Here is a 24,260-nt window from a genome sequence, read left to right as displayed (position 1 = left end):
CCCCGGGCCGGGCTTCAGCCTGGTCCGGGGGTTCCTGAAAGGGGGAAGAGCCATCGCCATGCTGGCCATCCTGTACGACCGCATCCGCCCCGACGAGAAGATGCTCTTTGAAAGGGCTGAGGCCCTGGGCATTCCCTACAAGAAGGTCTACGTTCCCGCCTTGCGCATGGTCCTGGGGGAGAGGCCCAAGGAGCTGGAAGGGGTCACGGTGGCCCTGGAGCGGTGCGTGAGCCAGAGCCGGGGCCTGGCTGTGGCCCGTTACCTCACCGCCTTGGGCATCCCCGTGGTGAACCGGCCGGAGGTCATGGAAACCTGCGGGGACAAGTGGGCCACCAGCGTGGCCCTGGAGCGCCATGGCCTGCCCCAGCCCAGAACCGCCCTCCTCACCGAGGCGGAGGAGGCCCTGAAGCTTATGGAGGAATGGGGCTATCCCGTGGTGCTGAAGCCGGTGATCGGGAGCTGGGGAAGGCTTCTCGCCAAGATCACCGACCGGGAGGCCGCCGAGGCCATCCTGGAGCACAAGGAGGTCCTGGGGGGGTTTCAGCACCAGCTCCTTTACCTGCAGGAGTACGTGAGGAAGCCCGGGCGGGACATACGGGTCTTCGTGGTGGGGGATAGGGCCATCGCCGCCATTTACCGGAGGAGCCAGCACTGGATCACCAACACCGCCCGGGGGGGACAGGCGGAAAACTGCCCTGTTACTCCCGAGATCGCCGAGCTTTCGGTGAAGGCGGCCCAGGCGGTGGGGGGCGGGGTGGTGGCCATCGACCTCTTTGAGTCCGAGCGGGGCCTTTTGGTGAACGAGGTGAACCACACCATGGAGTTCAAGAACTCCGTGCACACCACGGGGGTGGACATCCCGGGGGAGATCCTCCGGTACACATGGGAGCAAGGGGGGACGGCTTCATGAGCGCCGCGAAAAAGACCTTGTCCATCGTGGGGGCCTCGGGGTACGCGGGGGGGGAGTTCTTGCGCCTGGCCCTTTCCCACCCTCACCTCGAGGTGAAGCAGGTGACCTCGAGGCGCTTCGCCGGTGAGCCCGTGGCCTTCGTCCATCCCAACCTGAGGGGGAGAACGAACCTGAAGTTCATCCCCCCGGAGAAACTGGAGCCCGCCGACATCCTGGTGCTTTCCCTGCCCCACGGGGTCTTCGCCCAGGAGTTTGAGCGCTATGCGGATCTAGCCCCCATCCTCATCGACCTTTCCGCGGACTTCCGCCTTAAGGACCTGGACCTCTACCGCAAGTACTACGGGGAGCATCCCAGGCCCGAGCTTCTCGGCCGGTTTGTCTACGCCCTGCCCGAGCTTTACCGGGAGAGGCTTAAAGAAGCGGACTGGATGGCAGGGGCCGGGTGCAACGCCACCGCCACCCTCCTCGGGCTCTACCCCCTCTTCCGCGGGGGCGTGCTCAAGCCCGGTCCCGTTTTCGTCACCCTCCTCATCTCCACCTCGGCGGCGGGGGCTGAGCCCAGCCCTGCCAGCCACCATCCCGAGCGGGCCGGCTCCATCCGGGTCTACAAGCCCACGGGCCACCGCCACACCGCCGAGGTGGTGGAGAACCTCCCGGGAAGGCCCGAGGTGCACCTCACCGCCATCGCCACCGACCGGGTGCGGGGCATCCTCATGACCGCCCAGGCCTTTTTGCAGGATGGCTGGAGCGAGCGGGATGTTTGGCAGGCGTACCGGGAGGCCTATGGGGGTGAGCCTTTCATCCGCATCGTCAAGCAGAAAAAGGGCATCCACCGCTATCCCGACCCCCGCTTCGTCCAGGGCACCAACTATGCGGACATCGGCTTTGAGCTGGAGGAAGACACCGGGCGCCTGGTGGTCATGGTGGCCATCGACAACCTGGTGAAGGGCACCGCCGGGCATGCCCTGCAATCCCTAAACCTCCGCATGGGCTGGCCCGAGACCCTGGGCCTGGATTTCCCGGGGCTGCACCCGTAGGTGCAAGGGGGGTTGCCGTGATCGTGGTCAAGGTAGGGGGTGCCGAGGGCATCAACTACGAGGCAGTGGCCAAGGACGCCGCCGCTTTGTGGAAGGAGGGGGTGAGGCTTCTTTTGGTGCACGGGGGAAGCGCCCTCACCAACCAGGTGGCGGAGGCCTTGGGCCACCCGCCCCGCTTCCTCACCCACCCCGGGGGGCAGGTGAGCCGTCTTACGGACAAGAAGACCCTGGACATCTTCCTCATGGTGTACTGCGGCCTTGCCAACAAGCGCCTGGTGGAACTCCTGCAGAAGGAGGGGGTCAACGCCGTGGGGCTTTCCGGGGTGGATGGAAGGCTTCTAGAGGGGCGCAGGAAGGCCGCGGTGAAGTACGTGGAAGACGGTAAGGTGAAGATCCACCGCGGGGACTACACGGGCACCGTGGAACGGGTGAACCGGGCCCTTCTGGACCTCCTCCTGGGGGCGGGGTACCTGCCGGTTATCACCCCTCCCGCCATCAGCTACGAGGGGGAGGCCATCAATACCGACGGGGACCAGGTGGCGGCCCTTCTCGCCACCGTCTACCAGGCGGAGGCCCTGGTGTACCTCTCCAACGTGCCGGGTCTTCTGGCCCGCTACCCCGATGAGGCCAGCCTGGTGCGGGAAATCCCCGTGGATAGGGTGGAGGACCCCGAGTACCTTTCCCTGGCCCAGGGGCGGATGAAGCGGAAGGTGATGGGGGCGGTGGAGGCGGTGAAGGGGGGGGTGAAGCGGGTGGTTTTTGCCGATGCCCGGGTGGAAAACCCCATAAAGCGGGCCCTGGCGGGGGAGGGCACCGTGGTACGCTAGAACCATGGCCCGCTTTGCCCTGGTCCTCCACGCCCACCTTCCCTATGTGCGCTCCCACGGGATGTGGCCCTTTGGGGAGGAAACCCTCTACGAGGCCATAGCGGAAACCTACCTTCCCTTGGTGAGAGCCCTGGAAAGGCTCCACCTCGAGGGCGTGGAGACCCGTTTCACCCTGGGCATCACCCCCATCCTGGCGGAGCAGCTGGCCGACGCCAAGGTTAAGGAAGGTTTCTGGGCCTACGCCAAGGACCGCCTGGAGAGGGCCCAGAGGGACTACCTGCGCTACCAGGGGACGGACCTCGAGGCCAGCGCCCGCCACCAGGTGGCCTTCTGGGAGCTCACCCTGGACCACTTCCACCACCTGAAGGGGGACCTCCTTTCCGCCTTCCGCAAGGCCCAGGACCGGGGCCAGGTGGAGCTTCTCACCTCCAGTGCCACCCACGGCTACTCCCCCCTTCTGGGGTACGACGAGGCCCTTTGGGCCCAGATCAAAACCGGGGTGATCACCTACCGCCGCTACTTCGCCAAGGATCCCACGGGCTACTGGCTTCCCGAGATGGCCTACCGGCCCAGGGGCCCCTGGAAGCCCCCTGTGGAGGGGGCTCCGGAAAGGGTCAGGCCAGGGGTGGACGAGCTCCTCATGCGGGCCGGGATCCGCTACACCTTCGTGGACGCCCACCTGGTCCAAGGGGGGAGGCCCCTTACTCCTTACGGGGAGGCCTCCTTGGGCCCGGTGGAAAGCGCTGAGGCCACCTACTATGTCCACGAACTGGAGTCGGGCCTGAGGGTTTTGGCCCGCAACCTGGAGACCTCCTTGCAGGTCTGGAGCGCCGACTACGGCTACCCGGGGGAGGGGCTTTACCGGGAGTTCCACCGCAAGGACCCCATCTCCGGCCTCCACCACTGGCGGGTGACCCACCGCCAGGCGGACCTCTCCGCCAAGGCGCCCTACGATCCCGAGGCGGCCTTTCTCAAGGTGAAGGAGCATGCCGTTCACTTCGTGGATTTGGTGGAGCGGCTCTCCCGGGAGCACCCGGATGGGGTGATCCTGGCCCCCTACGACGCCGAGCTCTTCGGCCACTGGTGGTACGAGGGGGTAGCCTGGTTGGAGGAGGTGTTGAGGCTTCTGGCCCAAAGGAGGGGGGTGCAGGCGGTGACGGCGAAGGAGGCGGTCCAGGGCAAGGCGATGCGCTCCGCCTTGCCCGAGGGTTCCTGGGGTCGGGGCGGGGACCACCGGGTCTGGCTCAACGAGGCCACCCTGGACTATTGGCGCACGGTGTACCGGGCGGAAGGGGCCATGCGGGAGGCGGTGCGCCACGGCAACCTGCCCCCCAGGGTGCTCCAGCAGGCCATGCGGGAGCTCTTGCTCCTCGAGGCCTCCGACTGGCCCTTCCTCATCGATACCGCCCAGGCGGTGGGGTACGCCAAGGAACGCTACCGGGGGCATGCCGAGGCCTTCTTTCAGCTCCTCCGAGGGGTTTCCCCCGAGGAGCTTAAGGCCTTGGAGGAGCGGGATAACCCCTTCCCGGAGGCGGACCCCAGGCTTTACCTGGAGCCCAGCGCTACGGTTCATGGGGGTGTAGGCTAGATCCGTGATCCGGCACGCCGTCTTGCAGTTTCGTCCGGAGAAGGCCAGGGTTAAGGAGAACCTGGCCCGCTTGGCGGAGCGCCTCGAGGCCCTCCGTCCCCATACCCCCGAGGTGGTGGTCCTTCCCGAGGCCGCCCTGACCGGATATTTCCTGCAGGGAGGGGTGCGGGAGTTGGCCCTGACCCGCCACGAGCTTTTGGAGCTCCTTTCAGGGGTGCACCGGGCCGTGGGGTGGGAGGGGCTTTTGGACGTGGTGGTGGGCTTTTATGAGCGGGATGAGGGAGCCTATTACAACAGCGCCGCATACCTCGAGCTTCCCCACCGCGTCGTTCACGTACACCGCAAGGTCTTCCTGCCCACCTACGGGGTTTTTGACGAGGAGCGCTACCTGGCCCGGGGCAGGCGGGTGGAGGCCTTTAACACCCGTTTCGGCCGGGTGGCCATTCTCATCTGCGAGGACTTCTGGCACTCCATCACCGCGGCCATCGCCGCCTTGGATGGGGCGGAGGCCATCTACGTACCGGCGGCAAGCCCGGCCAGGGGCTTCCAGGGGGAACGCCCGGAGAACGTGGAGCGCTGGCGAACCCTGGCCCGGGCGGTGGCGGCGGAGCACGGGGTGTACGTGGTGCTCTCCAGCCTGGTGGGGTTTGAGGGGGGGAAGGGGATGAGCGGGGGAAGCCTGGCGGTGGGGCCTGAAGGGCGGATTCTAGCCGAGGCCCCCCTCTTTGAGGAGGCGGCTTTGCTCTTCGACCTGGACCCCGGGCGCATTCCCCCGGTGCGCTACGATAGCCCTCTGCTTTCGGACCTCGAGGCGGCCCTTCCCCTTCTTCTCCCGGACCTGGAGAGGGTTCTTGGAAAGGGGGGAGAATGAGGATCGTTCAGGCGCCCAAAGCCCAGGAAAGCCTGGAGCTCAACTGGCCCCTGGTGGCGGACTTCCTCACCCGCTTTATCCGGGAGGAGCTGGCCTGGCGAGGCTACGAGAAGGCCGTCGTGGCGGTATCCGGAGGGGTGGACTCCGCCACCACCTTGGCCCTGGCGGTGCGGGCCCTGGGGCGAAAGCAGGTCCATGCCCTTTTCCTTCCCCACCGGGACTCCAGCCCCCTTTCCCGGGAGCACGCCTACCTGGTGGCGGAAACCTTCGGGGTGGACCTGGAGGAGGTGGACATTACCCCTATGGTGGAGGGCTATGCCGCCATGACCCCGGACCTCACCCCCCACCGCAAGGGCAACCTCATGGCCCGGGCGCGGATGATGGTGCTCTTTGACAAATCCCAGGCCTACCAGGCCTTGCCCCTGGGCACGGGCAACAAGACGGAAAGGCTTTTCGGCTACTTCACCTGGCACGGGGACGACACTCCCCCCGTGAACCCCTTGGGGGACCTCTACAAGACCCAGGTCTGGGGCCTGGCTCGCCACCTGGGGGTGCCGCAGGCGGTGGTGGAGAAGGTCCCCACCGCGGATCTCATCCCGGGCCAGACGGACGAGGGGGACCTGGGGGTGCGCTACCTCCGGGCGGATGTTATCCTGGAGCATTATCTGAAGGGCTACCCCGATGCCTACATAGAGAGCCTGGGCTACACCCAGGAGGAAATAGGGCGGGTCAAGGAGCGGGTAAACCGCACCCACTGGAAGCGGGCCCTTCCCACCGTGGCCCTCCTTTCCTCCACGGCCATCGGGGAGTTTTACCTGAGGCCCTTGGACTACCGGCCATGACCGACCTGGAACTCAAGGCCTATCTGGAAAAGCTCAGGAACATCGCCGTTCTCGGAGCCCACAAGGATCCTTCCCGCCCCGCCCACTACGTGCCCCGGTACCTCTGGGAGAAGGGGTACCGCATCCTGCCCGTTAACCCTCGCTTTGCCGGGGAGGAGCTTTTCGGGATGCGGGTGGTGGCGAGCCTCGAGGGGATCGCCGAGCCCGTGGATATCCTGGATGTCTTCCGCTCTCCGGAGGCCCTCTTGGCCCACCTGCCGGAGGTCTTGGCCCTGAGGCCGGGCCTGGTGTGGCTGCAGACCGGCATCCGCCATCCGGGCTTTGAAGGGGCGTTAAAGGAAGCGGGCATTCCCGTGGTGGCCGATCGTTGTCTCATGGTGGAGCACCGAAGGCTTTTCGGGGTCCACTGATCATGGAGAAGTTTCAGGAAGCTCTGCTCGCCTGGTACCGGGAAAACCCCCGCTCCCTGCCCTGGCGGGGGGAGAAGGATCCCTACCGCATCCTGGTGGCCGAGGTGCTCCTCCAACAAACCCGCACCGCCCAGGCCATCCCCTACTACTACCGCTTCCTTGCCCGCTTTCCTACCCTGAAGGCCTTGCGGGGGGCTTCCTTGGAGGAGGTGCTTAAGGCCTGGCAGGGAGCGGGCTACTACCGCCGGGCCCTTCACCTCCACCGCCTGGCCCAGGAGGTGGAGGCCCTGCCCCGAAGCTACGCCGAGCTTCTTAAGCTTCCTGGCCTGGGTCCGTACACGGCGGCGGCGGTGGCCTCCCTGGCCTTTGGGGAAAGGGTAGCGGCGGTGGACGGTAACGTGAGACGGGTGCTTTCCCGGGTTTTTGCCCTGGAAAACCCTGCCCCCAGGCTGCTTCGAAACCTGGCCCAAGGCCTCCTGCCCCAAGGGGAAGCCCCGGGGGAGTGGAACCAAGCCCTCATGGACCTGGGGGCCACGGTGTGCCTACCCCGGAGGCCCCTTTGCTCGGAGTGCCCCGTCGCCCCCTTCTGCCAGGGGCGGGCGGACCCGGGCCGTTACCCAGGGGCCAGGAGGCGAAATGTACGGGAGGAAGCCCTGGCGGCCCTGGTCCTTTGGGGGAGGGAAGGGGTTTACCTGGAGAGGCTGGAAGGGCGTTTCGCCGGGCTTTACGGGGTGCCCCTCTTTCCCCAGGAGGAACTTCCCCGGAGGGTGCGAAGCTTTGGGGTGGATCCCCGCTTCGCCGGGGAGGTGCACCACACCCTCACCCACCGCAGGCTGCGGGTGGGGGTGTACGTGGCTCCTTGGGATGGAGAGGGGGCGGCTTCCCGAAGGGAACAGCTTGTGGATCCTGGGGAAAAGCCCTTACCCAAGCTTATGGAGAAGGTGCTCCGCCAGGCGCAGGCCTTCTTGGCTCATGAGGGCATATTCCCCTTCCCACACGCAAAGGCCCACGGCGTAAAGCCCCTCGAGCCTGGTTAGACGGAAGGTAGTCTCCTCCCATTCCTCCGGATGGAAGGCGTGGTAGCTGACGGTGTAGCCAGGGGTTCCCGGGGTTTTGGGTACCTCCCTTTCCCGTTTCTGGAAGCGGAAGCCCAGGGCTTGGAGGTGGAGGAAGAGGTCCGGGTAGCTGGCCTCGGAGAGCCGGCCCGCCTCCTCCTCCACCTCGCCCATGCGGAGCCTGGCCCCGAGAAAGCTTCCCACCGCTAGCACTACGTGGAAGGCCCTAGCCGGGGGGCCTTCCCACGTCCCCACCCCCACCACCCTCTTCCCCTCCAGGAGAAGCTCCGTAGCGGTGGCCTGAAAAAGGTGCAGGTTGGGTTGGTTTTCCAGGAGGTACTTGGCCCGGGCGTGGAAGGCCCAAAGCCGGGGATCGGCCGGGTGGTAGACCTGGGCCAGGAGGCTCCCCTCCGGGAAAGGGGGCTTTGGGGGCAAAAAGGGCATCATCACCGAGTCCAGGCTCTGGGTGAGGAGGCCCACCCGCACCCCCCTTTGCGCCAAACGGTAGGCGGCCTCGCTGCCCGCAAAGCCCGCCCCCACGATGAGCACCTGGTAGCCGTCCATAACGAAAAAAGGCCCCGAAGGGCCGTTTGGCGGGCCGTGAAGGACTCGAACCTCCAACCCCCGGTTTTGGAGACCGGTGCTCTGCCAGTTGAGCTAACGGCCCCCGCCTCCAGGGATTGTAGCACACTCCCAAGCAGAGGCCAAGGGGCGCGTGACATAGAATGGGGCCATGCCCCGCGGTCTGGTCTTAGCCCTCTTCCTCTCCCTGGCCTCAGCCCAGACCTACACCGTGGCCTCTGGGGACACCCTTTTTTCCATAGCCCGCCGCTACGGCACCACGGTGGAGGAGCTCATGCGCCTGAACGGGTTGGAGAGCTTCCTCATTCAGCCGGGGCAGGTGCTGAAGCTTCCGGAGAGGGGGGAGCGGGTCCACGTGGTGGCCCCGGGGGACACCCTCTTCTCCCTGGCCCGGCGCTATGGCACCACGGTGGAGGAGCTCATGCGCCTGAATGGCCTTTCCTCCTCGGAGCTCAAGGTGGGGCGGGTCCTCAAGCTTCCCGGGACCCCTGGCCAAGCACCCGGTTCCGGGGAGGAGGTCAAGCCTGCCCCTTCGCCCACGGCCTCCTCTGGGGAGCCCCCACAGGAGGCCCAGGAAGTTCAGGATGACTACGACCCGGAAAGCCCCCTTCTCAAAATCGTCCTCCGCTACCTGGGGGTGCCCTACAAGTACGGGGCCAACTCGCCCACCTCCGTGGACTGCTCAGCCTTTGTGGCCCAGGTCTACGCCGAGCTGGGCATAGCCCTACCCCGCACCACCCGGGAACAGTTTCGGGCTTTTCCCGCCGCCGAGTCCCTGCGCCCGGGGGACCTGGTCTTCTTCAGCTTCGGGGGAAAGGATATAGACCACGTGGGCCTCTACCTGGGCCGGGGTGTCTTTGCCCACGCCTCTAGCTACGGGAGCCGGGTGGTGATCGAGAGCCTCGAGGCCCCCTTCTACCAGAAGGCCTACCGGGGGGCTCGGCGGGTGGTGCAGGAGGCGAGGAAATAGGCCGACCGGCAGCCTTCTAGGGTCTTAGGGCCAGTCCTGTATCTCCCCCCGGGCCTTCTTGAGGGCAGTGAGGAGGGCCTCCCCCGGGTTTCCTTCCCCTCGGAAGGCTTCGGTTTCCCGCTCCAGCCAGGCCTCCCCCTGTCGGAAAAGGACGGCCCGGCCTTCCCCCAGGGCCTCCGCCAGCAGGGCACCCAGGGAGTAGAAGGGGGTACCGGGGGGAAGGTCGGGATCCAGGCCCTGACGGGCCAGGGCCCGGCCGTAGGGTCTTTCCCGCTCCTCCATGGTTCCCCCTTGGGCGAAGTACCGCCTCAGAACCCTTCCCCAGTTCCCCACCCGGCTATAGGGGGCCATGGCCTGGAAGGCGGCCTCGAGGTCTTCCGGGCCGTAGGGCCGGTACCGGTTTTCGTGCACCACCAGGCTCCTGGGAAGCCGGGGCCTGGGAGGGCCTTCCTCATCGGGAACCCCCACCGCCAGGCCCACCGCGGGGATGACCCCTCTGGGAAGCTCCAGGAGGTTGATGAGCTCCTCCATCCCGTTCAGCACCCCTCCGATGAAGCAGACCCCGTAGCCCAGGGCCTCGGCGGTGAGGGCCAGGTAGCTGGCAGCAAGCCCTGCATCCAAGAGGGCGAAGTGCAAGGCGGTTTTGGGCCAGAAGGCCATCCTTTCCCCCCGGTGGGCGAGAAGCCTCTCCAGGCGATGGACGTCTGCCAGGAAAACGAAGAACTCCGCTGCCTGGCGGATGTGCTCCTGGTTACCGGAAAGCTGGGCCACCTTGTTCCTGAGCCCGGGGTCCGTGATCCGGATGGCGTTGTAAAGTTGGGCGCTGGCGTCGGTGGGGGCTCTTTGCAGGGCGAAGAGGAGCTTTTCTAAGTCTGCCTCGGGTATGGGCACCGGCTTAAAGCGGCGCACGCTTCGCCTTTGGGCCAGGATGGGAAGAAGGTCCACCGCCATCCTCCCCACTATAGGCCTAGCCAGGCCAAGTACGCCCGCCACAGGGTTTCCCCGAAGAAGAAGGCCACCCCACCCCCTAAGGCCAGATAGGGGCCGAAGGGGATTCTCCGTTGCCGGAGGGCCAGGCCCACCAGGGCTCCGGCGAAGACCCCCAGGAACAGGGCCAGGAGGCTATAGAGCCCAAGCCAAGCCCCCAAGGCCCCCAAAAGCTTCACATCCCCATAGCCCATGGCCACGGGATCGGTTTCTTCCGCCCCTTGGGGCTTAAAGGCCCAGTACAGCCCCCCCGCCAGGGCCAACCCCCCTGCGCTTACCAGGGAACCCTTTAGGGTGGAAAGGAGGTCGGCTCCCAGGTAGGGGGACAGGATCCAGATCAGGGGGAGAAGGGGGAGGGTTAGGCGGTCAGGAAGCACCACGGGTTTTCCCGTGCGCCCCGAAAGGGCCCAGGTGAGGAAGGCCAGGGCCATGCCCACCCCCGGGCCCAGGAGGGCACCGAAAAGGGCTGCCATGTGCACCTGGTGGGGTCCCACGGGCACCTCCGCCCTGGCCTCGCGGAAGCGCCTTATGAAGAGCCCGCCGTACCCCGCCACCAGTCCCAGGACCCCGGCGGCGATCAGGGCCCCGTCCAGGGCCTCGGCAAAGGGGCGGGGGAAGGAAAGGAGGTAGGCGGAAAGGAGCCCCAGGAAGAGGAGGCCGTAGGTGAGGGAATCGGGAAGCTCAAAGGTGTCCAAGTCTATGAAGGAAAGGGCCACCAGGAGGGCCAGGAAGGCGAAGGTGAGGAAAGCCTGGGGCGAGGGAGGGTAGAAGAGGGCAGCCAGGGCAAAAAGCAGGCCCGTGAGGGCCTCCACCAGGGGATAGCGGGGGGATATGGGGTTGTTGCAATAGCGGCACCGCCCCTTAAGGGCCAGGTAGGAGAACACGGGAACCAGGTCCCAAGGGGCCAGGCGATGCCCGCAGGTGGGGCAGCGGGAAGGCGGGAAGACGATGGACTCCCCTTTGGGCAGGCGGTGGATGACCACGTTCAGGAAGGAGCCCACCACCAGGCCAAGGATCAGGGAAAAGAGGGGCCACATGGGGGCATTTTAAGACCCGGGCCCCGGGTTACCGGCAACCGGCCAGGGGTGCCGTTCCCAGGTGCGGGGATCGGCCAAGGCCTTAGGCCTGGCGCAAAGGGTTTTCCTGCTTCCCTGGGCGGTCGGTATCCTCAAAGAGGAGAGCCAGGAGGAAGAAGAGGAGCACTCCCAACAAGGACCAGGCCCCACCGAGGCTGAAAAACCATACGGCCAGGACTCCGATTCCGAGGGTCAGGGCCATCCTCATAAGGATATCTTAACATATCAATGTCAGAAATAAGCAAAGTCTTCATCTTGGTGGGGGGCCTGGGATCAGGAGGGTTTCATGGGCCTTTAACACCTCGAGGGGTATGATGCTCCCGTGACGCCGGAAACCGCTTATCAGGAGCTTTTGGAGTTCCAAAGGGAAACCGCCTACCTGGCCTCCTTGGGGGCCCTGGCGGCTTGGGACCAGCGCACCATGATCCCCAAGAAGGGGCACGAGCACCGGGCTAGGCAGATGGCCGCCCTAGCCCGCCTCCTCCACCAGTGGGCCACGGACCCTAGGGTTGGGGAGTGGCTTTCGGCGGTGGAGGGCTCTTCCCTGGTGCAGGATCCCCATTCCGATGCTGCGGTGAACGTAAAGGAGTGGCGGCAGGCCTACGAGCGCGCCCGGGCCATCCCCGAGCGATTGGCGGTGGAGCTGGCCTTGGCGCAAAGCGAGGCGGAAAGCTACTGGGAGGAGGCCCGGCCCAGGAACGACTGGCAGGGGTTTTTACCCTATTTGCGCCGGGTGTTCGCTCTCACCAAGGAGAAGGCGGAGATCCTCTATGGCCTTCCCGTAGCCCTTGGGGACCCGCCCTACGGGGAGGCGTACGATGCCCTCCTGGATGGGTTTGAGCCGGGGATGCGGGCCCGGGAGCTGGAGGGGCTCTTCGCCGGGCTTAGGGCGGGGCTTCAGGGGCTTTTGGACCGCATTTTGGGAAGTGGGAGGAGGCCCGATACGGAAATCCTCCACCGGCATTATCCCAAGGAGGCCCAGAGGACCTTTGCCCTCGAGCTCCTGGCCGCCTGCGGTTACGACCTGGAGGCGGGCCGCCTGGACCCCACCGCCCATCCCTTTGAGATCTCCATCGGCCCCGGGGACGTGCGCATCACCACCCGCTACTTCGAGGACTTCTTCAACGCTGGCATCTTCGGCACCTTGCACGAGATGGGCCACGCCCTCTACGAGCAAGGCCTGCCCAAGGAGCACTGGGGGACCCCACGGGGGGAGGCGGTTTCCCTGGGGGTTCACGAGTCGCAAAGCCGCACCTGGGAGAACCTGGTGGGCCGTTCTTTGGGCTTCTGGGAGCGGTTTTTCCCCCGGGCCAAGGAGCACTTCCCAAGCCTCCGGGACGTGGCCCTGGAGGACTTCCACCGGGCCATCAACGCCGTGGAGCCCTCCCTCATCCGGGTGGAGGCGGACGAGGTCACGTATAACCTCCACATCCTGGTGCGCCTAGAGCTGGAGCTTTCCCTCTTCCGGGGGGAGCTTGGCCTGGAGGACCTCCCCGGGGCCTGGGCGGAGCGGTACCGGGCCTACCTGGGGGTGGCCCCCAGGGACTACAAGGACGGGGTGATGCAGGACGTGCACTGGTCCGGGGGGCTTTTCGGCTACTTCCCCACCTACACCCTGGGCAACCTCTATGCCGCCCAGTTCTTCCAAAAGGCAAAGGAGGAGCTTGGGGACCTGGAAACCCAGTTCCACCGGGGAGAGTTCCGCACCTTCTTGGACTGGACCCGGAAGAAGATCCATGCCGAGGGAAGCCGCTTCCGGCCCAAGGCCCTGGTGGAGCGGGTGACCGGTGCACCCCCCAGCGCAGAGCCCTTCCTGGCCTACCTCGAGGCAAAGTACCGCCTCCTTTACGGCTTTTGAAGGCGGAGCCCTGCAGGCAGAAGCGCCAGGAAAAGAAGGGCGGTGGCGGTCCAAAGCGCCCCCTCCCCTCGGCCAGCCATCTCGGCGAAAAACCCAGCCACGGTGGGTCCCACCGCCTGTCCCAGGGCGAAGGCTGCGGTGGAAAGCCCCATGGCCCGGGGCCAGGCGGAAGGGGGCAGGAGGGCGCGGAAGGCCTGGGTGAGGGCGGTGATGACGCCTAAAAAGGAGAGGCCAAAGAGGAAGGCGCTGAGGGCAGGAAGGCTTTGGGCTAAAGGGGGCAGGCTCCCCAGGAAGAGGACCAGAAGCACGTGGAAAAGCCCTTTTCTCCCCCCTACCCGCTCCACCCAGGGCCCCCAAAGGGGTCCGGTGAGGAGGGCCCCTACGCCCAGGAGGGTGAAGAGGAGGAGGGCGTCCCCCACGGCGGCCGCCACGAAGGTCATGTAGCCGATGTACCCCGCCCCGTAGAGGCCGTAGGCCAGGAGTAGCGGAAGGATGGGCCAGAGGCTTCCCTCGCCCTGGACGGGGGGTGGGGGCTCTTTCAGAAGAGGCCAGGCGAGGAGAGTGGGCAGGCCCAGCAGGAGGCTATACAGGCCCAGCCTGGCCCAGGCCCCCGTGGGCTCGGCGGCTCCCCATAGGAGCCACGGGGCCAGAAGAAGCCCCACCCCCACGCCCCCGTAGTAGACCCCCAAGGCCCGGCCCGAGCCTCCCAGGGCCATGAGGAGGGCGGCCCCGCCCACAAAGACCAGGGCGCCCAGGAAGCCCTGGAAAAGCCTGAGGGCGGACACCCAGGGAAACCCCCCGAACCCGGTGAGGGCCAGCACCGCTCCCTGAAGGAGGAGGGCCAGAAAGAAGCTCCGGCGGTAGCCTGTCCTCCCCAGGAGGCGGTGGCTGAGGAAGGCCCCCAGGAGGTAGCCCAGGGTGTTGGCGCTGCCCAAAAGGCCCGCCTCGGCGTAGGAAAGGCCCCAGGCCCCCTGCATGAGGGGCAGGACCAGGGCGTAGGCGAAGCGTCCCAGGCCCAGGGCTAAAGCGGGCCCCAGGGCCAGAAGGAGGGCCTTAGTAGCCATGGAGGAGCCCGCGCCCCTTGGCAAGGCGCACCGCGCGGCGGAAGAGGAAAAGCCCCACTGTAAGGTAGGCCAGGCCATTCAGGAAGCTAAGGAAAAGGGTGGCAGGGTCAAGGGGGGCGCCTTCCGCCAGCATTCTGCGGGCCAGCGCCGCTCCCGGCGCCAGGGGCAGGAGGCGGAAGAGCCCTTCTCCGGGGGCCTGCAGGAGGAAGAGGAGGAGGAACTGGGAGAGGCCCAGGAGCTGGCCGATCCTTTTGTAAAGAAGGGCCAGGCTGCCCACGGCAAAGCCCAGGCCGTACCCCCCAAGGAGCACGGCCAGGAAGGGGAGGAGGACCTGAGGGGTGAAGGAAAGCCGGGCCCCGGTGAGGGCCATCAGAACCAGGGCGATGAGGAAGACCAAAAGCCCCTGGGTGAAGAGGCTCGCCAGGTCCCGAACCAGATAGAGGCGCACCGGCCCGTAGGGGGTGAGGAAGACCTGTTCCAGGGTTCCCGTCTGGGCCTCCTCCATAAGGCCGAAGGAGAGGCCGTTGTAAGCGGAAAGGGTGAAGGTCCAAAGCAGATAGCCCACCAGCACGGCCTCGAGCCTTCCTCCAAACTCCACCCCGGGCCCTGCCAGGAAGCGGGCCCCCAGGAAGAGGAGGTAGAAGATGAGGCTCAAGGTGACCACCGCCCCCAAAAGCTCCAGGGGGTAACGGCGGAGGGCCAGAAGGCTTCTCCAGACTTCCACCAGCAAGAGGTCAAGCACGCCCCACCACCTTCAAGAAAACCTCCAGGAGGTCTGCCTCCGCCTTGGCCACCTTCTTAAGGGGCAGGGGCTTCAGGGCCTCCAGCACCCGCCAAAGTGCCTCCCCGTCCCCCCGAACCAGGAACGGGCCCTCGCCTTCCACCCCCAGGGCGCGGAGCCGGGCCAGGACCCCAGGGGGTGGGGGGGCTTCCAGCTCCAGCACGTAGTGCTCCCCGGCGAAGCGGGCGAGGAGGGCCTCCTTACTCTCCTCCAGCACCACCTCTCCCCGGTGGACGATGGCCACCCGGTGGGCCAGGGCCTCGGCCACCTCCAACTGGTGGGTGGTGAGCAGGATGGCCTTGCCTCCTCTGGCTAAGGCGCGGATCTTGTCCCGCATCTGGAGGCTGGTTTCCACGTCCAGGCCCAGGGTGGGCTCGTCCAGGAGAAGCACCTCGGGATCGTGGACCAGGGCCTGGAGGAGGGCCAGTTTCTGCTGCATCCCCCGGGAGAGGTGGCGCACCTCGGTGTGGGCCTTTTCCAAGAGGCCGTACTCCTCCAGAAGCGCCAGGGCCCGCTTCCGGGCCGCGGCCAGGCGCAGGCCCCGCGCCACCCCGAAGTAGACCAGGTTCTCCAAAGCGGTGAGCCGCCAGTAGGTGTTGCGGTTGCCCTCTAAGACCGCTCCCAGGTGTTTCAGGGCCCAGGGGTCGCGGAAGGGATCTTTGCCGAGGAGGCGCACCTCCCCCCTGTCGGGCAGGAGGAGGCCGGAGAGCATCTTCACCGTGGTGGTCTTGCCGGCACCGTTCTTGCCTAGGAAGGCCAGCACCTCCCCTGGGCGAAGCGCCAGGCTCACGCCCCGCACGGCCTCGAGGGTCCCAAAGCGCTTGTGCAGGCCCTGGGCTTCCAGGAAGGGGCGCTCCATCCTAGCCTCCTTTCCGGGTCCAGCGCTCCCCGTCCCGGTCCCGGTACTTGGCCATGGCCTTGAGGAAGGCTTCCTCCAAGTCGATGCCCTCCCGGTTGGCCAGGGAGATGAGGACGAAGAGGAGGTCGGCGAGCTCCATGGCCAGATCCCCTTCCTCCTCCCCTGGCTTGGGCTTCTTCCCGTGGCGGTGGGCCAGGACCCGGGCCACCTCCCCTAGCTCCTCCGCCAGGCGGGCCAGCATGAGAAGAGGTGGGAAATAGCCTTCCTTGAACTGGCTGATCCAGGCGTCCACCTGCCTCTGGGCCTCCTTAAGGGTGAGGACTTCCATGGAAAGGAGCATACAATGGCCCCATGAAGGCCTTGGCCCTCATCGCCCACGATGCCAAGAAGGCCGATATGGTGGCCTTTTGCCAACGGCACCGGGAGCTTCTTTCCCGCTTCCCCCTCCTGGCCACGGGCACCACGGGAAGGCGCATCCAGGAGGCCACCGGCCTTGAGGTGGAGCGGGTTCTTTCCGGTCCTCTGGGTGGGGATATGCAGATCGGGTCCAGGGTGGCCGAGGGGAAGGTGCTTTGCGTGCTCTTCTTCCAAGACCCCCTCACCCCCAAGTCCCACGAGCCCGACGTGCAGGCCCTCATGCGGGTGTGCAACGTGCACGGGGTGCCCTTGGCCACCAACCTCGAGGCGGCGGAGGCCCTGGTTCCCTGGCTCCAGACCCAGGTGGGCTAAAGGCTTTTGCGGTAGGCCAAGGCCTCGGCCACATGGGCCTCTTCCACCCGCTCGGAGGCCATGAGATCGGCCACGGTGCGGGCCACCCTCAGGAGGCGGTCGTAGCTACGGGCCGAGAGGAGCATCTTCTTGGCGGCGGCCTGCAGAAGGGCCTCTGCCCCCTGGTTTAAGCGCACGTGCTCGCGCAAGGCCCTTCCCGCAAGCTCCCCGTTGGGCCGCCCTTGGCGGGCGAGCATTCTTTCCCGGGCCTTCAGAACCCGTTCCCGCACCGCTTCGGTGCTTTCCCCTTCAGGGGCGCGGGCGAGCTCGGCTGGGGTTAAGCGGGGCACCTCTACCACCAGGTCAAACCGGTCCAGGAGAGGCCCGGAGATCCGACCCACGTAGCGCTGGCGGCTTGCGGGGGTACAGGTGCAGGCCCGTTCCGGGTCCCCGTACCAGCCGCAGGGGCAAGGGTTCATGGCGGCCACCAGGAGGAAGCGGGCCGGAAAGGTGAGGCTGGCCCTGGCCCGGGAAACGGTCACCACCCCGTCCTCGAGGGGCTGGCGGAGGGCTTCCAGGGCATCTCGGGAGAACTCGGGGAACTCGTCCAGGAAAAGCACCCCTCGGTGGGCCAGGGAAACCTCCCCCGGCTTGGGGATGGCCCCGCCCCCGATGAGGCCCGCGTAGCTCACCGTGTGGTGGGGGGCGCGGAAGGGGGGCGTGCGCACCAGGCCCTTAAGGATCTGCCCGGCGGCGGAGTGGATGCGGCTCACCTCCAAAGCGGCTTCCTGGCTCAGGGGGGGAAGCAGAAAGGGAAGGCGCCTGGCCAGCATGGTCTTCCCCGAGCCGGGGCTTCCCACCATGAGGAGGTGGTGGTAGCCGGCGGCGGCGATCTCCAGGGCCCTTTTGGCCTTGGCCTGGCCCTTCACGTCCCGGAGGTCCAAAGCCTCCAGGGCGGCCACGGGATCGTCGGGTTCCACCCTCCTGGGCTCCTCTTCTCCCCTCAGGTAGGACACCGCCTGAAGGAGGTTTTCCACCCCGTAGACCTCCACCCCCTCCACCAAGGCGGCCTCCTTGGCGCTTTCCAGGGGCAGGAGGAGCCTTTTCCCTTCGCCCAAGGCCCCCAAAGCCAGGTTCACCGCCCCGGGCACCGGGCGCAGGGTTCCATCCAGGCCCAGCTCCCCGGCCACCGCCAGGCCCGCCAGGCCCTCCAGGGGCACCACCCCTTGGGCGGCCAAAAGCCCCAGGGCGATGGGCAGGTCAAAGTGGCTTCCTTCCTTACGGAGTTCCGCCGGGGCCAGGTTCACCACCACCCGGGCCTGGGGATAGGGGAAGCCCGAGTTCTTCAGGGCCGCCCTGACCCGCTCCCGGCTTTCCTCCACCGCCTTGTCCGGCAAGCCCACCAGGGCGTAGCTGGGAAGCCCAGGGCTGACGTCCACCTCTACGGTGACGGGAACCGCGTCCAGGCCGAAGAGGGTGTAGCTGCGCACCTGGGCTAGCATGGAGGGAGTTTAACCCAAAAGTGTTGGTTTTGCCCAGGCTCAGCCATTGGCTAACAGGTCATATGTCGGCTCCTAATCGCAAAAGGTCCCTGCAAGGCCTCGAGGCCATATAACAAGGTTCGCCGCTTGGTGGGGGAACTGGCATTGGCTCCAAGCTGGCCCGAGACCTGGGAATGGTACCACCCTTTGGGCCCTTGGGAACGCCCACCCCTTTTCCCGATCCGCTTCCGCAAGAACGCCTGGACTGACCGGATGGGGGTCCAGGAGGTTTTCACCCTGAGATTTTCCCCAAACCGAGAAGGGGACGGTAAAGGAAAAGGGCCAGGAGAAGAAGGCCAAGAAGGCTGCCGAAGGCGAAGGCGTATCCCAGGGTTCCCACCGCCACCCCCACCCCCCACTGCAACAGGAAGGTGCCCCCGATGCCGAAGAGGTTCACCAAGGTGGTGCCCCGGCCCACCAGGTGAGGGGGCACCAGCTCCCGGGCCTGGGTAAGGGTGAGGATGTTGAAGGCTCCGAAGAACCCCATGAGGGGATAGGCGAGGGCAAGAAGCTTGAAAAGGGCGAGGAGGAGGCCCAGGGCGAAGAAAAAGGCCACGCCTACCAGTACCCTGGCGGTGCCTAGGCGGTCGGCCAAGTAGCCGGATACCAAAAAGCCCAGGACCGCACCCCCCGAGTAGAGGAGGAGGAGGTTCCCCACCTTCACCGCCTCGAGGCCCAAGGCGTAGGCGTAGGCCCCAGCCCAGAGGGTTTGCAAGGCCAAGAAGCTTCCCGCAAAGGCCAAGGCCAAAAAGGCCACCCGCAGGAGCCTGGAATTGCCCAGGACTTCCCTTAACCCTCCGCCTCCCCCGCCCTTGGGCCACGGAACCCCAGGGGGGGTGTTTCGCACCCCCAGGTAGATGAGAAGGGCCACCAGGACCACCACCCCTGCCCCCAGGAGGAAGATCCCCCGCCAGCCCATGGTCTCCTTCATGAGGGCCAGGGGGGTGGCCGCCAAAAGCCCCCCCGTGGCCCCCAGGCCCACCAGGAGGGTGGAAACGGTGGCGTAGGTCCGGGGGAACCAGAGGCTAAAGGCCTTTAGGGAGCCCATAAGGGCGGCGGCCATCCCCACCCCGATCAGGGCTCGGCCCAGGGCCAGGGTGGGGAAACTCTGCGCCAGCCCGAAGACCACGCTTCCCAAGGCCGCCACCAAGAGGAGGGCCGGGGTGATGATCCTGGGGCCGTACCGGTCCAGGAGGCTCCCCAAGGGGAGTTGTACCGCGGCGAAGGAGAGGTAGAAGAGGCTGGTCATAAAGCCCAGCTCCGCCGGGCCTAGGCCCAGGTCCTGGGACAGGTCCTTGGCCAGCACCGCATTGGCCGACCGGTAGAAGTAGGAGAGGAAGTAGCCTAGGGTGAAGAGGAGAAAAACCCGCGCTGCCATATCACCTCCGGTTCAGAGCCACTCCCAAGAGGATGAGGGTGCCGCCCAGAAGGGCCTCGAGGCTCAAGGGCTCCCCCGCCAGGGGCCAGGCGAGGATCGCCCCAGCCACCGGCTCCAGCATGGCGGTGAGGGTGGCGTTCCGGGCGGGTACCGTGCGCACCCCCAAGAGGAAGAGGCTAAAGGGCACCACCGTGCCCAGGATGACCAGGTAGGCCACCGCCCCCCAGTCCCCTGGGTCCAAGGTCCAAACCCGGGGGAGGTTGCCCATAAGGATGGGGAGGGAGAGGAGGCTTCCCACCCCCGTGGCCACCCCCAGGCTCACCAGGGGCGGGGTCTTGAGCCCATGGGAGAAGGCAGCGTAAAGGGCGAAGGAAAGGGCGGAGAGAAGGCCGTAGGCCACCCCCAGGGGGCTTGCCGTGAAACCCTTGGACCCCACCACCAGCACGTAGGCTCCCAAAAGGGCCACGGCCACCCCTAAAAGGGCCTTGCCGGGAAGCCTTTCCCCCCTTAGGAGGGCGTAGAGGGTGAGGAGGGCGGGGGCCAGATACTGGAGGAAGATCCCGGTGGCCACGGTGGTGGCGTGGATGGCCAGGTAGTAGAAAGCCTGGGCCCCGGAGAGGGCGAGCCCCACCCGGAGGAGCCGGGGCCACTCCTTGGCGGCCGGGGGAAACCGGAGCACCAGGGGGAGAAGGAGAAAAAAGCTTAGGAGAAAGCGCAAGGGGATGAGGACCGAGGGGGGGATCTCCCCCATGAACCGCCCCGCCAGGGCCCCGCCCAGGCCCCAAAGGAGTGCGGCCAGGGCCACGTAGATCATCGCCGTGCCCCCACTACGGCCATGCCCACCCCGATGAGGAGGACCAGGGCTCCCAGGAGCACCTGAACCCCGGGAAGCTCCCCAAAGAGGAGGAAGGCCAGGAGGCTTGCCCCCACCGGCTCAAAGAGGATGGCCAGGGTGACCAGCACCGGGGGGATGTGCCGGGTAGCCCAGTTGAAGCTGGTGTGGCCCACAAGCTGGGGCAAAAGGGCCATGAGCAGGATGTATCCGTAGACCAGGGGTGGATAACCCCCATACCCACCCCCGAAGAGGTAGGGGAGGGGAAGGAGGAGGAAGGCGGCGGTGGTGTAAGCGACGCGGATGTATTCCAGAATAGAGAGCCCCCTCCTCTGGGCCTCCCGCCCTAGGAGGAAGTAAAGGGAGGCGGCCACCGCCCCCAGGAGGGCCAGGAAGTCCCCCAGGAGGGGGTTCGTTCCCCCACTTCCCCCTTGTGCATCCCCTAAGCCGATGAGAAGCCCCCCAAAAAGGGCTACCCCAATCCCCAGGAGGGTAAGGCCGGAAGGGGCTTCCCGAAAGAAGAGCCAGCCGAACAGGGTGACCCAGACCGGATTGGTGGTCACCAAGGCGGTGCTGGCGGCCACGGAGGTGTGGGAAAGGGAAGTAATCCAAAGGGCAAAATGCAAGGCCAGAAACGTCCCGGCGGCCACCGCATGGGGAAGCCCTGCCGGACTTCCCATGGGTCTTCGCCAACTGGGGAGGAGGAGCAAGGCTGCCAGGCCCATCCGCCCTGCGCTCATCACCAGGCTGAAGGCCAGGCTCCTATCCCCGGAGGCCGCCAGGGCCAGGCGCACCAGGATGCTGCCGAAGCTGATGGCGAAGATGCCCAGAAGCAGTACGGAGGCGATCTTGAGCCCGGAGGGCCGCATGGGGGCATTTTTCCATAAGGATTCGCTTCTGACCAGTGGGTCACCCTCGAGGCCAAGGACAGATGCCCGTGGCCCCATTGGTATACTGACGCGGAAGGAGGTCCTATGGTGACCATAGCGGTTCCCAAGGAAAGGGCTCCAGGGGAAAGAAGGGTGGCCCTGGTGCCCGAGGTGGTGGCCCGTCTGGTCAAGCAGGGGGCGCGGGTCCGGGTGGAAAAAGGCGCCGGTGAGGGCGCCTACTACCCCGACACCGCCTACCAGGAAGTTGGGGCAGAGGTGGTGGAGCGAGGAGAGCTCCTGAAGAATGTGAACCTGCTTTTCACCGTCCAGCCGCCTCCTGAGGACCTGATCGGGGCCCTCGAGCCCGGGGCCATCGTGGTGGGCTTCGTCCAGGCCCACAAGAACCTGGACCTGGTGAGGTCCTTGGCCGCCAAGAAGGCCACGGTCATCGCCATGGAGCTCATCCCCCGCATCACCCGGGCCCAGAGCATGGACGCCCTCTCCAGCCAGGCCACGGTGGCGGGATACCTGGCGGCCTTGCACGCGGCAAGGCTTTCCCCCCGCTTCTTCCCCATGCTCACCACGGCGGCGGGCACCATCCGACCCGCCAAGGTGATGGTCATGGGGGTGGGGGTAGCGGGCCTCATGGCCATCGCTACCGCCAAGCGCCTGGGGGCCCAGGTTTTCGCCTACGACGTACGCAAGGCGGCAGTGGAGCAGGCCCTCTCCCTGGGTGCCAAGCCCATTGAACTCCCCATTAGCGCGGAAGGGGAAGGCGGCTACGCCCGCGAGCTCACCGAGGAGGAAAAGCGCATCCAGCACGAGGCCCTCAGGGAGCACGTGGCGGGGATGGACGCCATCATCACCACCGCCCAGGTGCCGGGCCGCCGGGCCCCCATCCTCCTCACGGAGGACATGGTGGAGCGCCTGAGGCCGGGCACCGTGGTGGTGGACCTGGCTGCTGAATCGGGCGGCAACTGCGTCCTCACCAAGCCTGGGGAGGTGGTGGAGGTGAAGGGGGTGCGCATCTATGGCCCCCTGAACCTTCCCAGCGAGCTTGCCGTCCACGCCTCGGAGATGTACGCCAAGAACCTCCTGAACCTCTCCAGCCTGCTCATAGAGAAGGGCGAGTTCGCCCCCAAGTGGGAGGACGAGATCGTTCAGGGGGCGCTTCTCATGAAGGAAGGCGAGATCTTGCACGGGCCCACCAAGGCCCTCGTGGGAGGTGCGTGATGGAGTTTGGCTTCTGGTCAGCGCTTTACGTCTTCGTGCTCACGGCCTTTTTGGGGTATGAGCTCATCACCCGGGTGCCGGTGATCCTCCACACTCCCTTGATGTCCGGGTCCAACTTCATCCACGGGGTGGTGGTGGTGGGGGCCATGGTGGTCCTGGGCCACGCGGAGACGGGTTTGGAGAAGATCATCGGCTTCCTGGGGGTGATCCTAGGGGCGGCCAACGCTGCCGGGGGGTATGCGGTTACGGTGCGCATGCTGGAGATGTTTGAGAAGAAGCCGGGCAAGGGGGGTGGTCAGTAATGGATCTCATCCAGGCAGCCTACTTCGTGGTGGCCATCCTCTTCATCGTGGGCCTAAAGCGCATGGCTCACCCCACCACCGCCAAAAGCGGCATCGTGTGGGCGGGGTGGGGCATGGCCCTGGCGGTTCTGGCCACTTTCTTCTGGCCGGGGATGCAGAACTTTGGCCTCATGCTCATCGCTCTTCTGGTGGGCTCCGTAGTGGCCTGGTGGGCGGCCATCAAGGTGGCCATGACCGACATGCCCCAGATGGTGGCCATCTACAACGGCATGGGTGGGGGTGCGGCCGCCACCATCGCTGCGGTGGAGCTCCTGAAGGGAGCCTTTGAGAACCCGGGCCTCATGGCCTTGGCCATCCTGGGTGGCCTCATCGGGAGCGTGGCCTTCACGGGAAGCCTCATCGCCTTCGCTAAGCTCCAGGGCATCATGAAAAGCCGGCCCATCCTCTTCCCCGGGCAGAAGGTGGTGAACGCCCTGGCACTCCTCATCACGGTGCTTTTGGGCTTTTCCCTGCTCTGGAACGACCCCACCCTGAGCATCGTGCTCTTCTTCCTCCTGGCCCTTCTTTTCGGCATCCTCATGACCCTACCCATCGGCGGGGGGGATATGCCCGTGGCCATCAGCTTCTACAACGCCTTCACCGGGATGGCCGTGGGCTTTGAGGGCTTTGCCGTGGGGAACCCAGCCCTGATGGTGGCGGGGACCCTGGTGGGGGCTGCGGGTACCCTCCTCACCGTGCTCATGGCCAGGGCCATGAACCGCTCCGTGTGGAACGTGCTGGTGGGCGGGTTTGGCGTGGAGCAGGAGGCGGGGGAGGTCAAGGGGAGCCTCAAGCCCATCGACGTGGAGGACGCCGCCGTCATGCTGGCCTATGCCAACAAGGTGGTCTTTGTGCCCGGCTACGGCATGGCCCTTTCCCAGGCCCAGCACAAGGTGAAGGAGTTGGCCGACCTCCTGGAGAGCAAGGGGGTGGAGGTGAAGTTCGCCATCCACCCGGTGGCGGGGCGGATGCCGGGGCACATGAACGTGCTCCTGGCGGAGGCTGGGGTGGAGTACGACAAGCTCAAGGACCTCGAGGAGATCAACCCCGAGTTTCCCACCGTGGACGTGGCGGTGGTCATCGGGGCCAACGACGTGGTGAACCCTGCCGCCCGCCGCCCGGGAAGTCCCCTTTACGGCATGCCCATCCTGGACGTGGACAAGGCCAAGAACGTCATCGTCATCAAGCGGGGCCAGGGCAAGGGCTTCGCCGGGGTGGAGAACGAGCTCTTCTATGCCGACAACACCCGGATGCTCTACGGGGATGCGCAACACGTGCTTGCCCAGCTCACCCAGGCCCTGAAGAAGCTTTAGGCCAGGCCTTGGCCGGACCCCGGGAGGTTCCCGGGGTCTCCTTCTGAACCCGGACAAACACATGTGAGACACCGAGCGGGATAAAAAGATGGGGAACCGACCCTAGAGAGGAGGTTCCCCGTATGCAGCTCACCACGGTTGGCAGAGACCTATGGCGAGGAGCTAAGGAAGCGCAGAGTCTGGCCGAGGCCGGAGCAGGCGACCCGGATGTGCAGGAACGCCTGCGCAAGATCAAGTTGGTGAAAGCCTTGCGGGAGAGCAAAAGGAGCTGGGATGAGATCCAGAAGCTTTTGGGCATCAGCCGGGCCACCTACTACCGTTGGGAAAG

The 24,260-nt window shown here is 66.3% G+C and carries 27 protein-coding genes and 1 tRNA gene; 15 read left to right on the top strand and 13 right to left on the bottom strand.

All coding sequences use genetic code 11. The features are described 5' to 3' along the window. The first annotated feature begins 58 nt into the window (after positions 1–58). Genes lysX through C2847_RS10890 form a run of 8 tightly spaced genes read left to right on the top strand, consistent with a single transcriptional unit; the run spans position 59 to position 7,522 of the window. Entirely contained in the window at positions 59–910 is an 852-nt protein-coding gene (lysX, locus tag C2847_RS10925; RefSeq protein ID WP_105318376.1) for a lysine biosynthesis protein LysX, read from the top strand. After that, positions 907–1,947: an N-acetyl-gamma-glutamyl-phosphate reductase gene (gene argC, locus C2847_RS10920; protein ID WP_105318375.1), complete on the top strand. Its 1,041-nt coding sequence runs from the start codon at positions 907–909 to the stop codon at positions 1,945–1,947. Before lysX ends, argC begins: the two co-directional genes overlap by 4 nt. 17 nt (positions 1,948–1,964) lie before the next feature. Then, complete coding sequence (locus C2847_RS10915) at positions 1,965–2,774, top strand: [LysW]-aminoadipate kinase (protein ID WP_105318374.1); 810 nt, start codon at positions 1,965–1,967, stop codon at positions 2,772–2,774. 4 nt (positions 2,775–2,778) lie between these two features. After that, positions 2,779–4,362: a 1,4-alpha-glucan branching protein gene (locus C2847_RS10910; RefSeq protein ID WP_105318373.1), complete on the top strand. Its 1,584-nt coding sequence runs from the start codon at positions 2,779–2,781 to the stop codon at positions 4,360–4,362. Positions 4,363–4,366: 4 nt separating this feature from the next. Next, positions 4,367–5,233, top strand: coding sequence for a nitrilase-related carbon-nitrogen hydrolase (locus C2847_RS10905; RefSeq protein WP_105318372.1), 867 nt, complete (start codon positions 4,367–4,369; stop codon positions 5,231–5,233). Next, entirely contained in the window at positions 5,230–6,075 is an 846-nt protein-coding gene (locus C2847_RS10900) for an NAD+ synthase (protein WP_105318371.1), read from the top strand. The genes C2847_RS10905 and C2847_RS10900 overlap by 4 nt, the downstream gene beginning before the upstream one ends. Further along, positions 6,072–6,485 (top strand): CoA-binding protein, encoded by a 414-nt coding sequence (locus C2847_RS10895; RefSeq protein ID WP_105318370.1) that lies wholly within the window; start codon positions 6,072–6,074, stop codon positions 6,483–6,485. Before C2847_RS10900 ends, C2847_RS10895 begins: the two co-directional genes overlap by 4 nt. A gap of 2 nt (positions 6,486–6,487) precedes the next feature. Continuing rightward, the gene (locus C2847_RS10890; RefSeq protein ID WP_128415170.1) at positions 6,488–7,522 is read left to right on the top strand and encodes an A/G-specific adenine glycosylase; all 1,035 of its coding nucleotides are present in this window, start codon (positions 6,488–6,490) and stop codon (positions 7,520–7,522) included. On the opposite strand, the gene C2847_RS10885 is transcribed toward C2847_RS10890, so the two are convergent. Then, positions 7,406–8,104 carry an FAD-dependent oxidoreductase gene (locus tag C2847_RS10885; protein ID WP_105318369.1) on the bottom strand — a complete coding sequence of 233 codons (699 nt, stop codon included), beginning with the start codon at positions 8,102–8,104 and terminating at the stop codon, positions 7,406–7,408. The two genes, C2847_RS10890 and C2847_RS10885, sit on opposite strands and share 117 nt — an antisense overlap. Positions 8,105–8,131: 27 nt before the next feature. Further along, positions 8,132–8,207 (bottom strand) — tRNA-Trp (locus C2847_RS10880). A gap of 66 nt (positions 8,208–8,273) precedes the next feature. Here C2847_RS10880 and C2847_RS10875 point away from each other — a divergent pair. After that, positions 8,274–9,092, top strand: a complete 819-nt coding sequence (locus C2847_RS10875) for a C40 family peptidase (RefSeq protein ID WP_105318368.1) — start codon at positions 8,274–8,276, stop codon at positions 9,090–9,092. A 24-nt stretch (positions 9,093–9,116) separates the two neighbouring features. Here C2847_RS10875 and C2847_RS10870 read toward each other — a convergent pair whose 3' ends face one another. The 3 genes from C2847_RS10870 to C2847_RS12350 all read right to left on the bottom strand — a co-directional run bounded on the left by C2847_RS10870 (position 9,117) and on the right by C2847_RS12350 (position 11,357). Further along, complete coding sequence (locus tag C2847_RS10870) at positions 9,117–10,043, bottom strand: nitroreductase family protein (protein ID WP_164835711.1); 927 nt, start codon at positions 10,041–10,043, stop codon at positions 9,117–9,119. An 8-nt stretch (positions 10,044–10,051) separates the two neighbouring features. Next, positions 10,052–11,116: a prepilin peptidase gene (locus tag C2847_RS10865; RefSeq protein ID WP_105318367.1), complete on the bottom strand. Its 1,065-nt coding sequence runs from the start codon at positions 11,114–11,116 to the stop codon at positions 10,052–10,054. A gap of 82 nt (positions 11,117–11,198) precedes the next feature. Continuing rightward, entirely contained in the window at positions 11,199–11,357 is a 159-nt protein-coding gene (locus tag C2847_RS12350) for a hypothetical protein (protein ID WP_164835710.1), read from the bottom strand. A gap of 120 nt (positions 11,358–11,477) precedes the next feature. Here C2847_RS12350 and C2847_RS10860 point away from each other — a divergent pair, with 120 nt between their 5' ends. Continuing rightward, positions 11,478–13,013 carry a carboxypeptidase M32 gene (locus tag C2847_RS10860; RefSeq protein WP_105318366.1) on the top strand — a complete coding sequence of 512 codons (1,536 nt, stop codon included), beginning with the start codon at positions 11,478–11,480 and terminating at the stop codon, positions 13,011–13,013. Here C2847_RS10860 and C2847_RS10855 read toward each other — a convergent pair. Genes C2847_RS10855 through C2847_RS10840 form a run of 4 tightly spaced genes read right to left on the bottom strand, consistent with a single transcriptional unit; the run spans position 13,001 to position 16,045 of the window. Next, positions 13,001–14,077 carry a YbfB/YjiJ family MFS transporter gene (locus C2847_RS10855; RefSeq protein WP_105318365.1) on the bottom strand — a complete coding sequence of 359 codons (1,077 nt, stop codon included), beginning with the start codon at positions 14,075–14,077 and terminating at the stop codon, positions 13,001–13,003. The genes C2847_RS10860 and C2847_RS10855 overlap by 13 nt on opposite strands. Further along, positions 14,067–14,819, bottom strand: coding sequence for an ABC transporter (locus C2847_RS10850; protein ID WP_105318364.1), 753 nt, complete (start codon positions 14,817–14,819; stop codon positions 14,067–14,069). The genes C2847_RS10855 and C2847_RS10850 overlap by 11 nt, the downstream gene beginning before the upstream one ends. Beyond that, positions 14,812–15,717 (bottom strand): ABC transporter ATP-binding protein, encoded by a 906-nt coding sequence (locus C2847_RS10845; protein ID WP_105318363.1) that lies wholly within the window; start codon positions 15,715–15,717, stop codon positions 14,812–14,814. Before C2847_RS10845 ends, C2847_RS10850 begins: the two co-directional genes overlap by 8 nt. A gap of 1 nt (position 15,718) precedes the next feature. After that, positions 15,719–16,045 carry a nucleotide pyrophosphohydrolase gene (locus C2847_RS10840; RefSeq protein WP_105318386.1) on the bottom strand — a complete coding sequence of 109 codons (327 nt, stop codon included), beginning with the start codon at positions 16,043–16,045 and terminating at the stop codon, positions 15,719–15,721. Positions 16,046–16,068: 23 nt separating this feature from the next. Here C2847_RS10840 and mgsA point away from each other — a divergent pair, with 23 nt between their 5' ends. Beyond that, entirely contained in the window at positions 16,069–16,446 is a 378-nt protein-coding gene (gene mgsA / locus C2847_RS10835) for a methylglyoxal synthase (RefSeq protein WP_105318362.1), read from the top strand. Here the strand turns inward: mgsA and C2847_RS10830 are convergent. The 4 genes from C2847_RS10830 to C2847_RS10815 form a co-directional block, all read right to left on the bottom strand. After that, entirely contained in the window at positions 16,443–17,927 is a 1,485-nt protein-coding gene (locus C2847_RS10830) for a YifB family Mg chelatase-like AAA ATPase (RefSeq protein ID WP_105318361.1), read from the bottom strand. The two genes, mgsA and C2847_RS10830, sit on opposite strands and share 4 nt — an antisense overlap. A 271-nt stretch (positions 17,928–18,198) precedes the next feature. Next, positions 18,199–19,344, bottom strand: a complete 1,146-nt coding sequence (locus C2847_RS10825) for an MFS transporter (protein ID WP_105318360.1) — start codon at positions 19,342–19,344, stop codon at positions 18,199–18,201. Between the two features lies 1 nt (position 19,345). Further along, on the bottom strand, positions 19,346–20,158 hold the full coding sequence (locus tag C2847_RS10820) for an EamA family transporter (protein ID WP_105318359.1): 813 nt from the start codon (positions 20,156–20,158) through the stop codon (positions 19,346–19,348). After that, positions 20,155–21,045 (bottom strand): DMT family transporter, encoded by an 891-nt coding sequence (locus tag C2847_RS10815; protein ID WP_105318358.1) that lies wholly within the window; start codon positions 21,043–21,045, stop codon positions 20,155–20,157. The genes C2847_RS10820 and C2847_RS10815 overlap by 4 nt, the downstream gene beginning before the upstream one ends. A gap of 105 nt (positions 21,046–21,150) precedes the next feature. On the opposite strand from C2847_RS10815, the gene C2847_RS10810 reads away from it, so the two are divergent. The 4 genes from C2847_RS10810 to C2847_RS10795 all read left to right on the top strand — a co-directional run. Continuing rightward, on the top strand, positions 21,151–22,278 hold the full coding sequence (locus C2847_RS10810) for an NAD(P) transhydrogenase subunit alpha (protein ID WP_105318357.1): 1,128 nt from the start codon (positions 21,151–21,153) through the stop codon (positions 22,276–22,278). After that, the gene (locus C2847_RS10805) at positions 22,278–22,580 is read left to right on the top strand and encodes a proton-translocating transhydrogenase family protein (RefSeq protein WP_105318356.1); all 303 of its coding nucleotides are present in this window, start codon (positions 22,278–22,280) and stop codon (positions 22,578–22,580) included. Before C2847_RS10810 ends, C2847_RS10805 begins: the two co-directional genes overlap by 1 nt. Further along, complete coding sequence (locus C2847_RS10800; RefSeq protein ID WP_105318355.1) at positions 22,580–23,932, top strand: NAD(P)(+) transhydrogenase (Re/Si-specific) subunit beta; 1,353 nt, start codon at positions 22,580–22,582, stop codon at positions 23,930–23,932. Before C2847_RS10805 ends, C2847_RS10800 begins: the two co-directional genes overlap by 1 nt. 122 nt (positions 23,933–24,054) lie before the next feature. Continuing rightward, positions 24,055–24,260 (top strand): helix-turn-helix domain-containing protein (locus C2847_RS10795; protein ID WP_208619953.1); only part of this gene is annotated, 206 nt, incomplete at its 3' end.

Origin of the sequence: Thermus tenuipuniceus, from assembly GCF_002964845.1 — a bacterium.
GTDB lineage: Bacteria > Deinococcota > Deinococci > Deinococcales > Thermaceae > Thermus > Thermus tenuipuniceus.
The sequence above is the reverse complement of the archived record's forward strand: the minus strand, read 5'-3'. Positions and strand labels throughout refer to the sequence as shown.

What these genes read in the sequence shown, in the direction of transcription:
- lysX (WP_105318376.1), top strand. Translation starts at nt 59, where the DNA reads ATGCTGGCCATCCTGTACGACCGCATCCGCCCCGACGAGAAGATGCTC.
- argC (WP_105318375.1), top strand. Translation starts at nt 907, where the DNA reads ATGAGCGCCGCGAAAAAGACCTTGTCCATCGTGGGGGCCTCGGGGTAC.
- C2847_RS10910 (WP_105318373.1), top strand. Translation starts at nt 2,779, where the DNA reads ATGGCCCGCTTTGCCCTGGTCCTCCACGCCCACCTTCCCTATGTGCGC.
- C2847_RS10900 (WP_105318371.1), top strand. Translation starts at nt 5,230, where the DNA reads ATGAGGATCGTTCAGGCGCCCAAAGCCCAGGAAAGCCTGGAGCTCAAC.
- C2847_RS10895 (WP_105318370.1), top strand. Translation starts at nt 6,072, where the DNA reads ATGACCGACCTGGAACTCAAGGCCTATCTGGAAAAGCTCAGGAACATC.
- C2847_RS10890 (WP_128415170.1), top strand. Translation starts at nt 6,488, where the DNA reads ATGGAGAAGTTTCAGGAAGCTCTGCTCGCCTGGTACCGGGAAAACCCC.
- C2847_RS10885 (WP_105318369.1), bottom strand. Translation starts at nt 8,104, where the DNA reads ATGGACGGCTACCAGGTGCTCATCGTGGGGGCGGGCTTTGCGGGCAGC.
- C2847_RS10875 (WP_105318368.1), top strand. Translation starts at nt 8,274, where the DNA reads ATGCCCCGCGGTCTGGTCTTAGCCCTCTTCCTCTCCCTGGCCTCAGCC.
- C2847_RS10870 (WP_164835711.1), bottom strand. Translation starts at nt 10,043, where the DNA reads ATGGCGGTGGACCTTCTTCCCATCCTGGCCCAAAGGCGAAGCGTGCGC.
- C2847_RS10865 (WP_105318367.1), bottom strand. Translation starts at nt 11,116, where the DNA reads ATGTGGCCCCTCTTTTCCCTGATCCTTGGCCTGGTGGTGGGCTCCTTC.
- C2847_RS12350 (WP_164835710.1), bottom strand. Translation starts at nt 11,357, where the DNA reads ATGGCCCTGACCCTCGGAATCGGAGTCCTGGCCGTATGGTTTTTCAGC.
- C2847_RS10855 (WP_105318365.1), bottom strand. Translation starts at nt 14,077, where the DNA reads ATGGCTACTAAGGCCCTCCTTCTGGCCCTGGGGCCCGCTTTAGCCCTG.
- C2847_RS10845 (WP_105318363.1), bottom strand. Translation starts at nt 15,717, where the DNA reads ATGGAGCGCCCCTTCCTGGAAGCCCAGGGCCTGCACAAGCGCTTTGGG.
- C2847_RS10840 (WP_105318386.1), bottom strand. Translation starts at nt 16,045, where the DNA reads ATGGAAGTCCTCACCCTTAAGGAGGCCCAGAGGCAGGTGGACGCCTGG.
- mgsA (WP_105318362.1), top strand. Translation starts at nt 16,069, where the DNA reads ATGAAGGCCTTGGCCCTCATCGCCCACGATGCCAAGAAGGCCGATATG.
- C2847_RS10830 (WP_105318361.1), bottom strand. Translation starts at nt 17,927, where the DNA reads ATGCTAGCCCAGGTGCGCAGCTACACCCTCTTCGGCCTGGACGCGGTT.
- C2847_RS10825 (WP_105318360.1), bottom strand. Translation starts at nt 19,344, where the DNA reads ATGGCAGCGCGGGTTTTTCTCCTCTTCACCCTAGGCTACTTCCTCTCC.
- C2847_RS10820 (WP_105318359.1), bottom strand. Translation starts at nt 20,158, where the DNA reads ATGATCTACGTGGCCCTGGCCGCACTCCTTTGGGGCCTGGGCGGGGCC.
- C2847_RS10815 (WP_105318358.1), bottom strand. Translation starts at nt 21,045, where the DNA reads ATGCGGCCCTCCGGGCTCAAGATCGCCTCCGTACTGCTTCTGGGCATC.
- C2847_RS10810 (WP_105318357.1), top strand. Translation starts at nt 21,151, where the DNA reads ATGGTGACCATAGCGGTTCCCAAGGAAAGGGCTCCAGGGGAAAGAAGG.
- C2847_RS10805 (WP_105318356.1), top strand. Translation starts at nt 22,278, where the DNA reads ATGGAGTTTGGCTTCTGGTCAGCGCTTTACGTCTTCGTGCTCACGGCC.
- C2847_RS10800 (WP_105318355.1), top strand. Translation starts at nt 22,580, where the DNA reads ATGGATCTCATCCAGGCAGCCTACTTCGTGGTGGCCATCCTCTTCATC.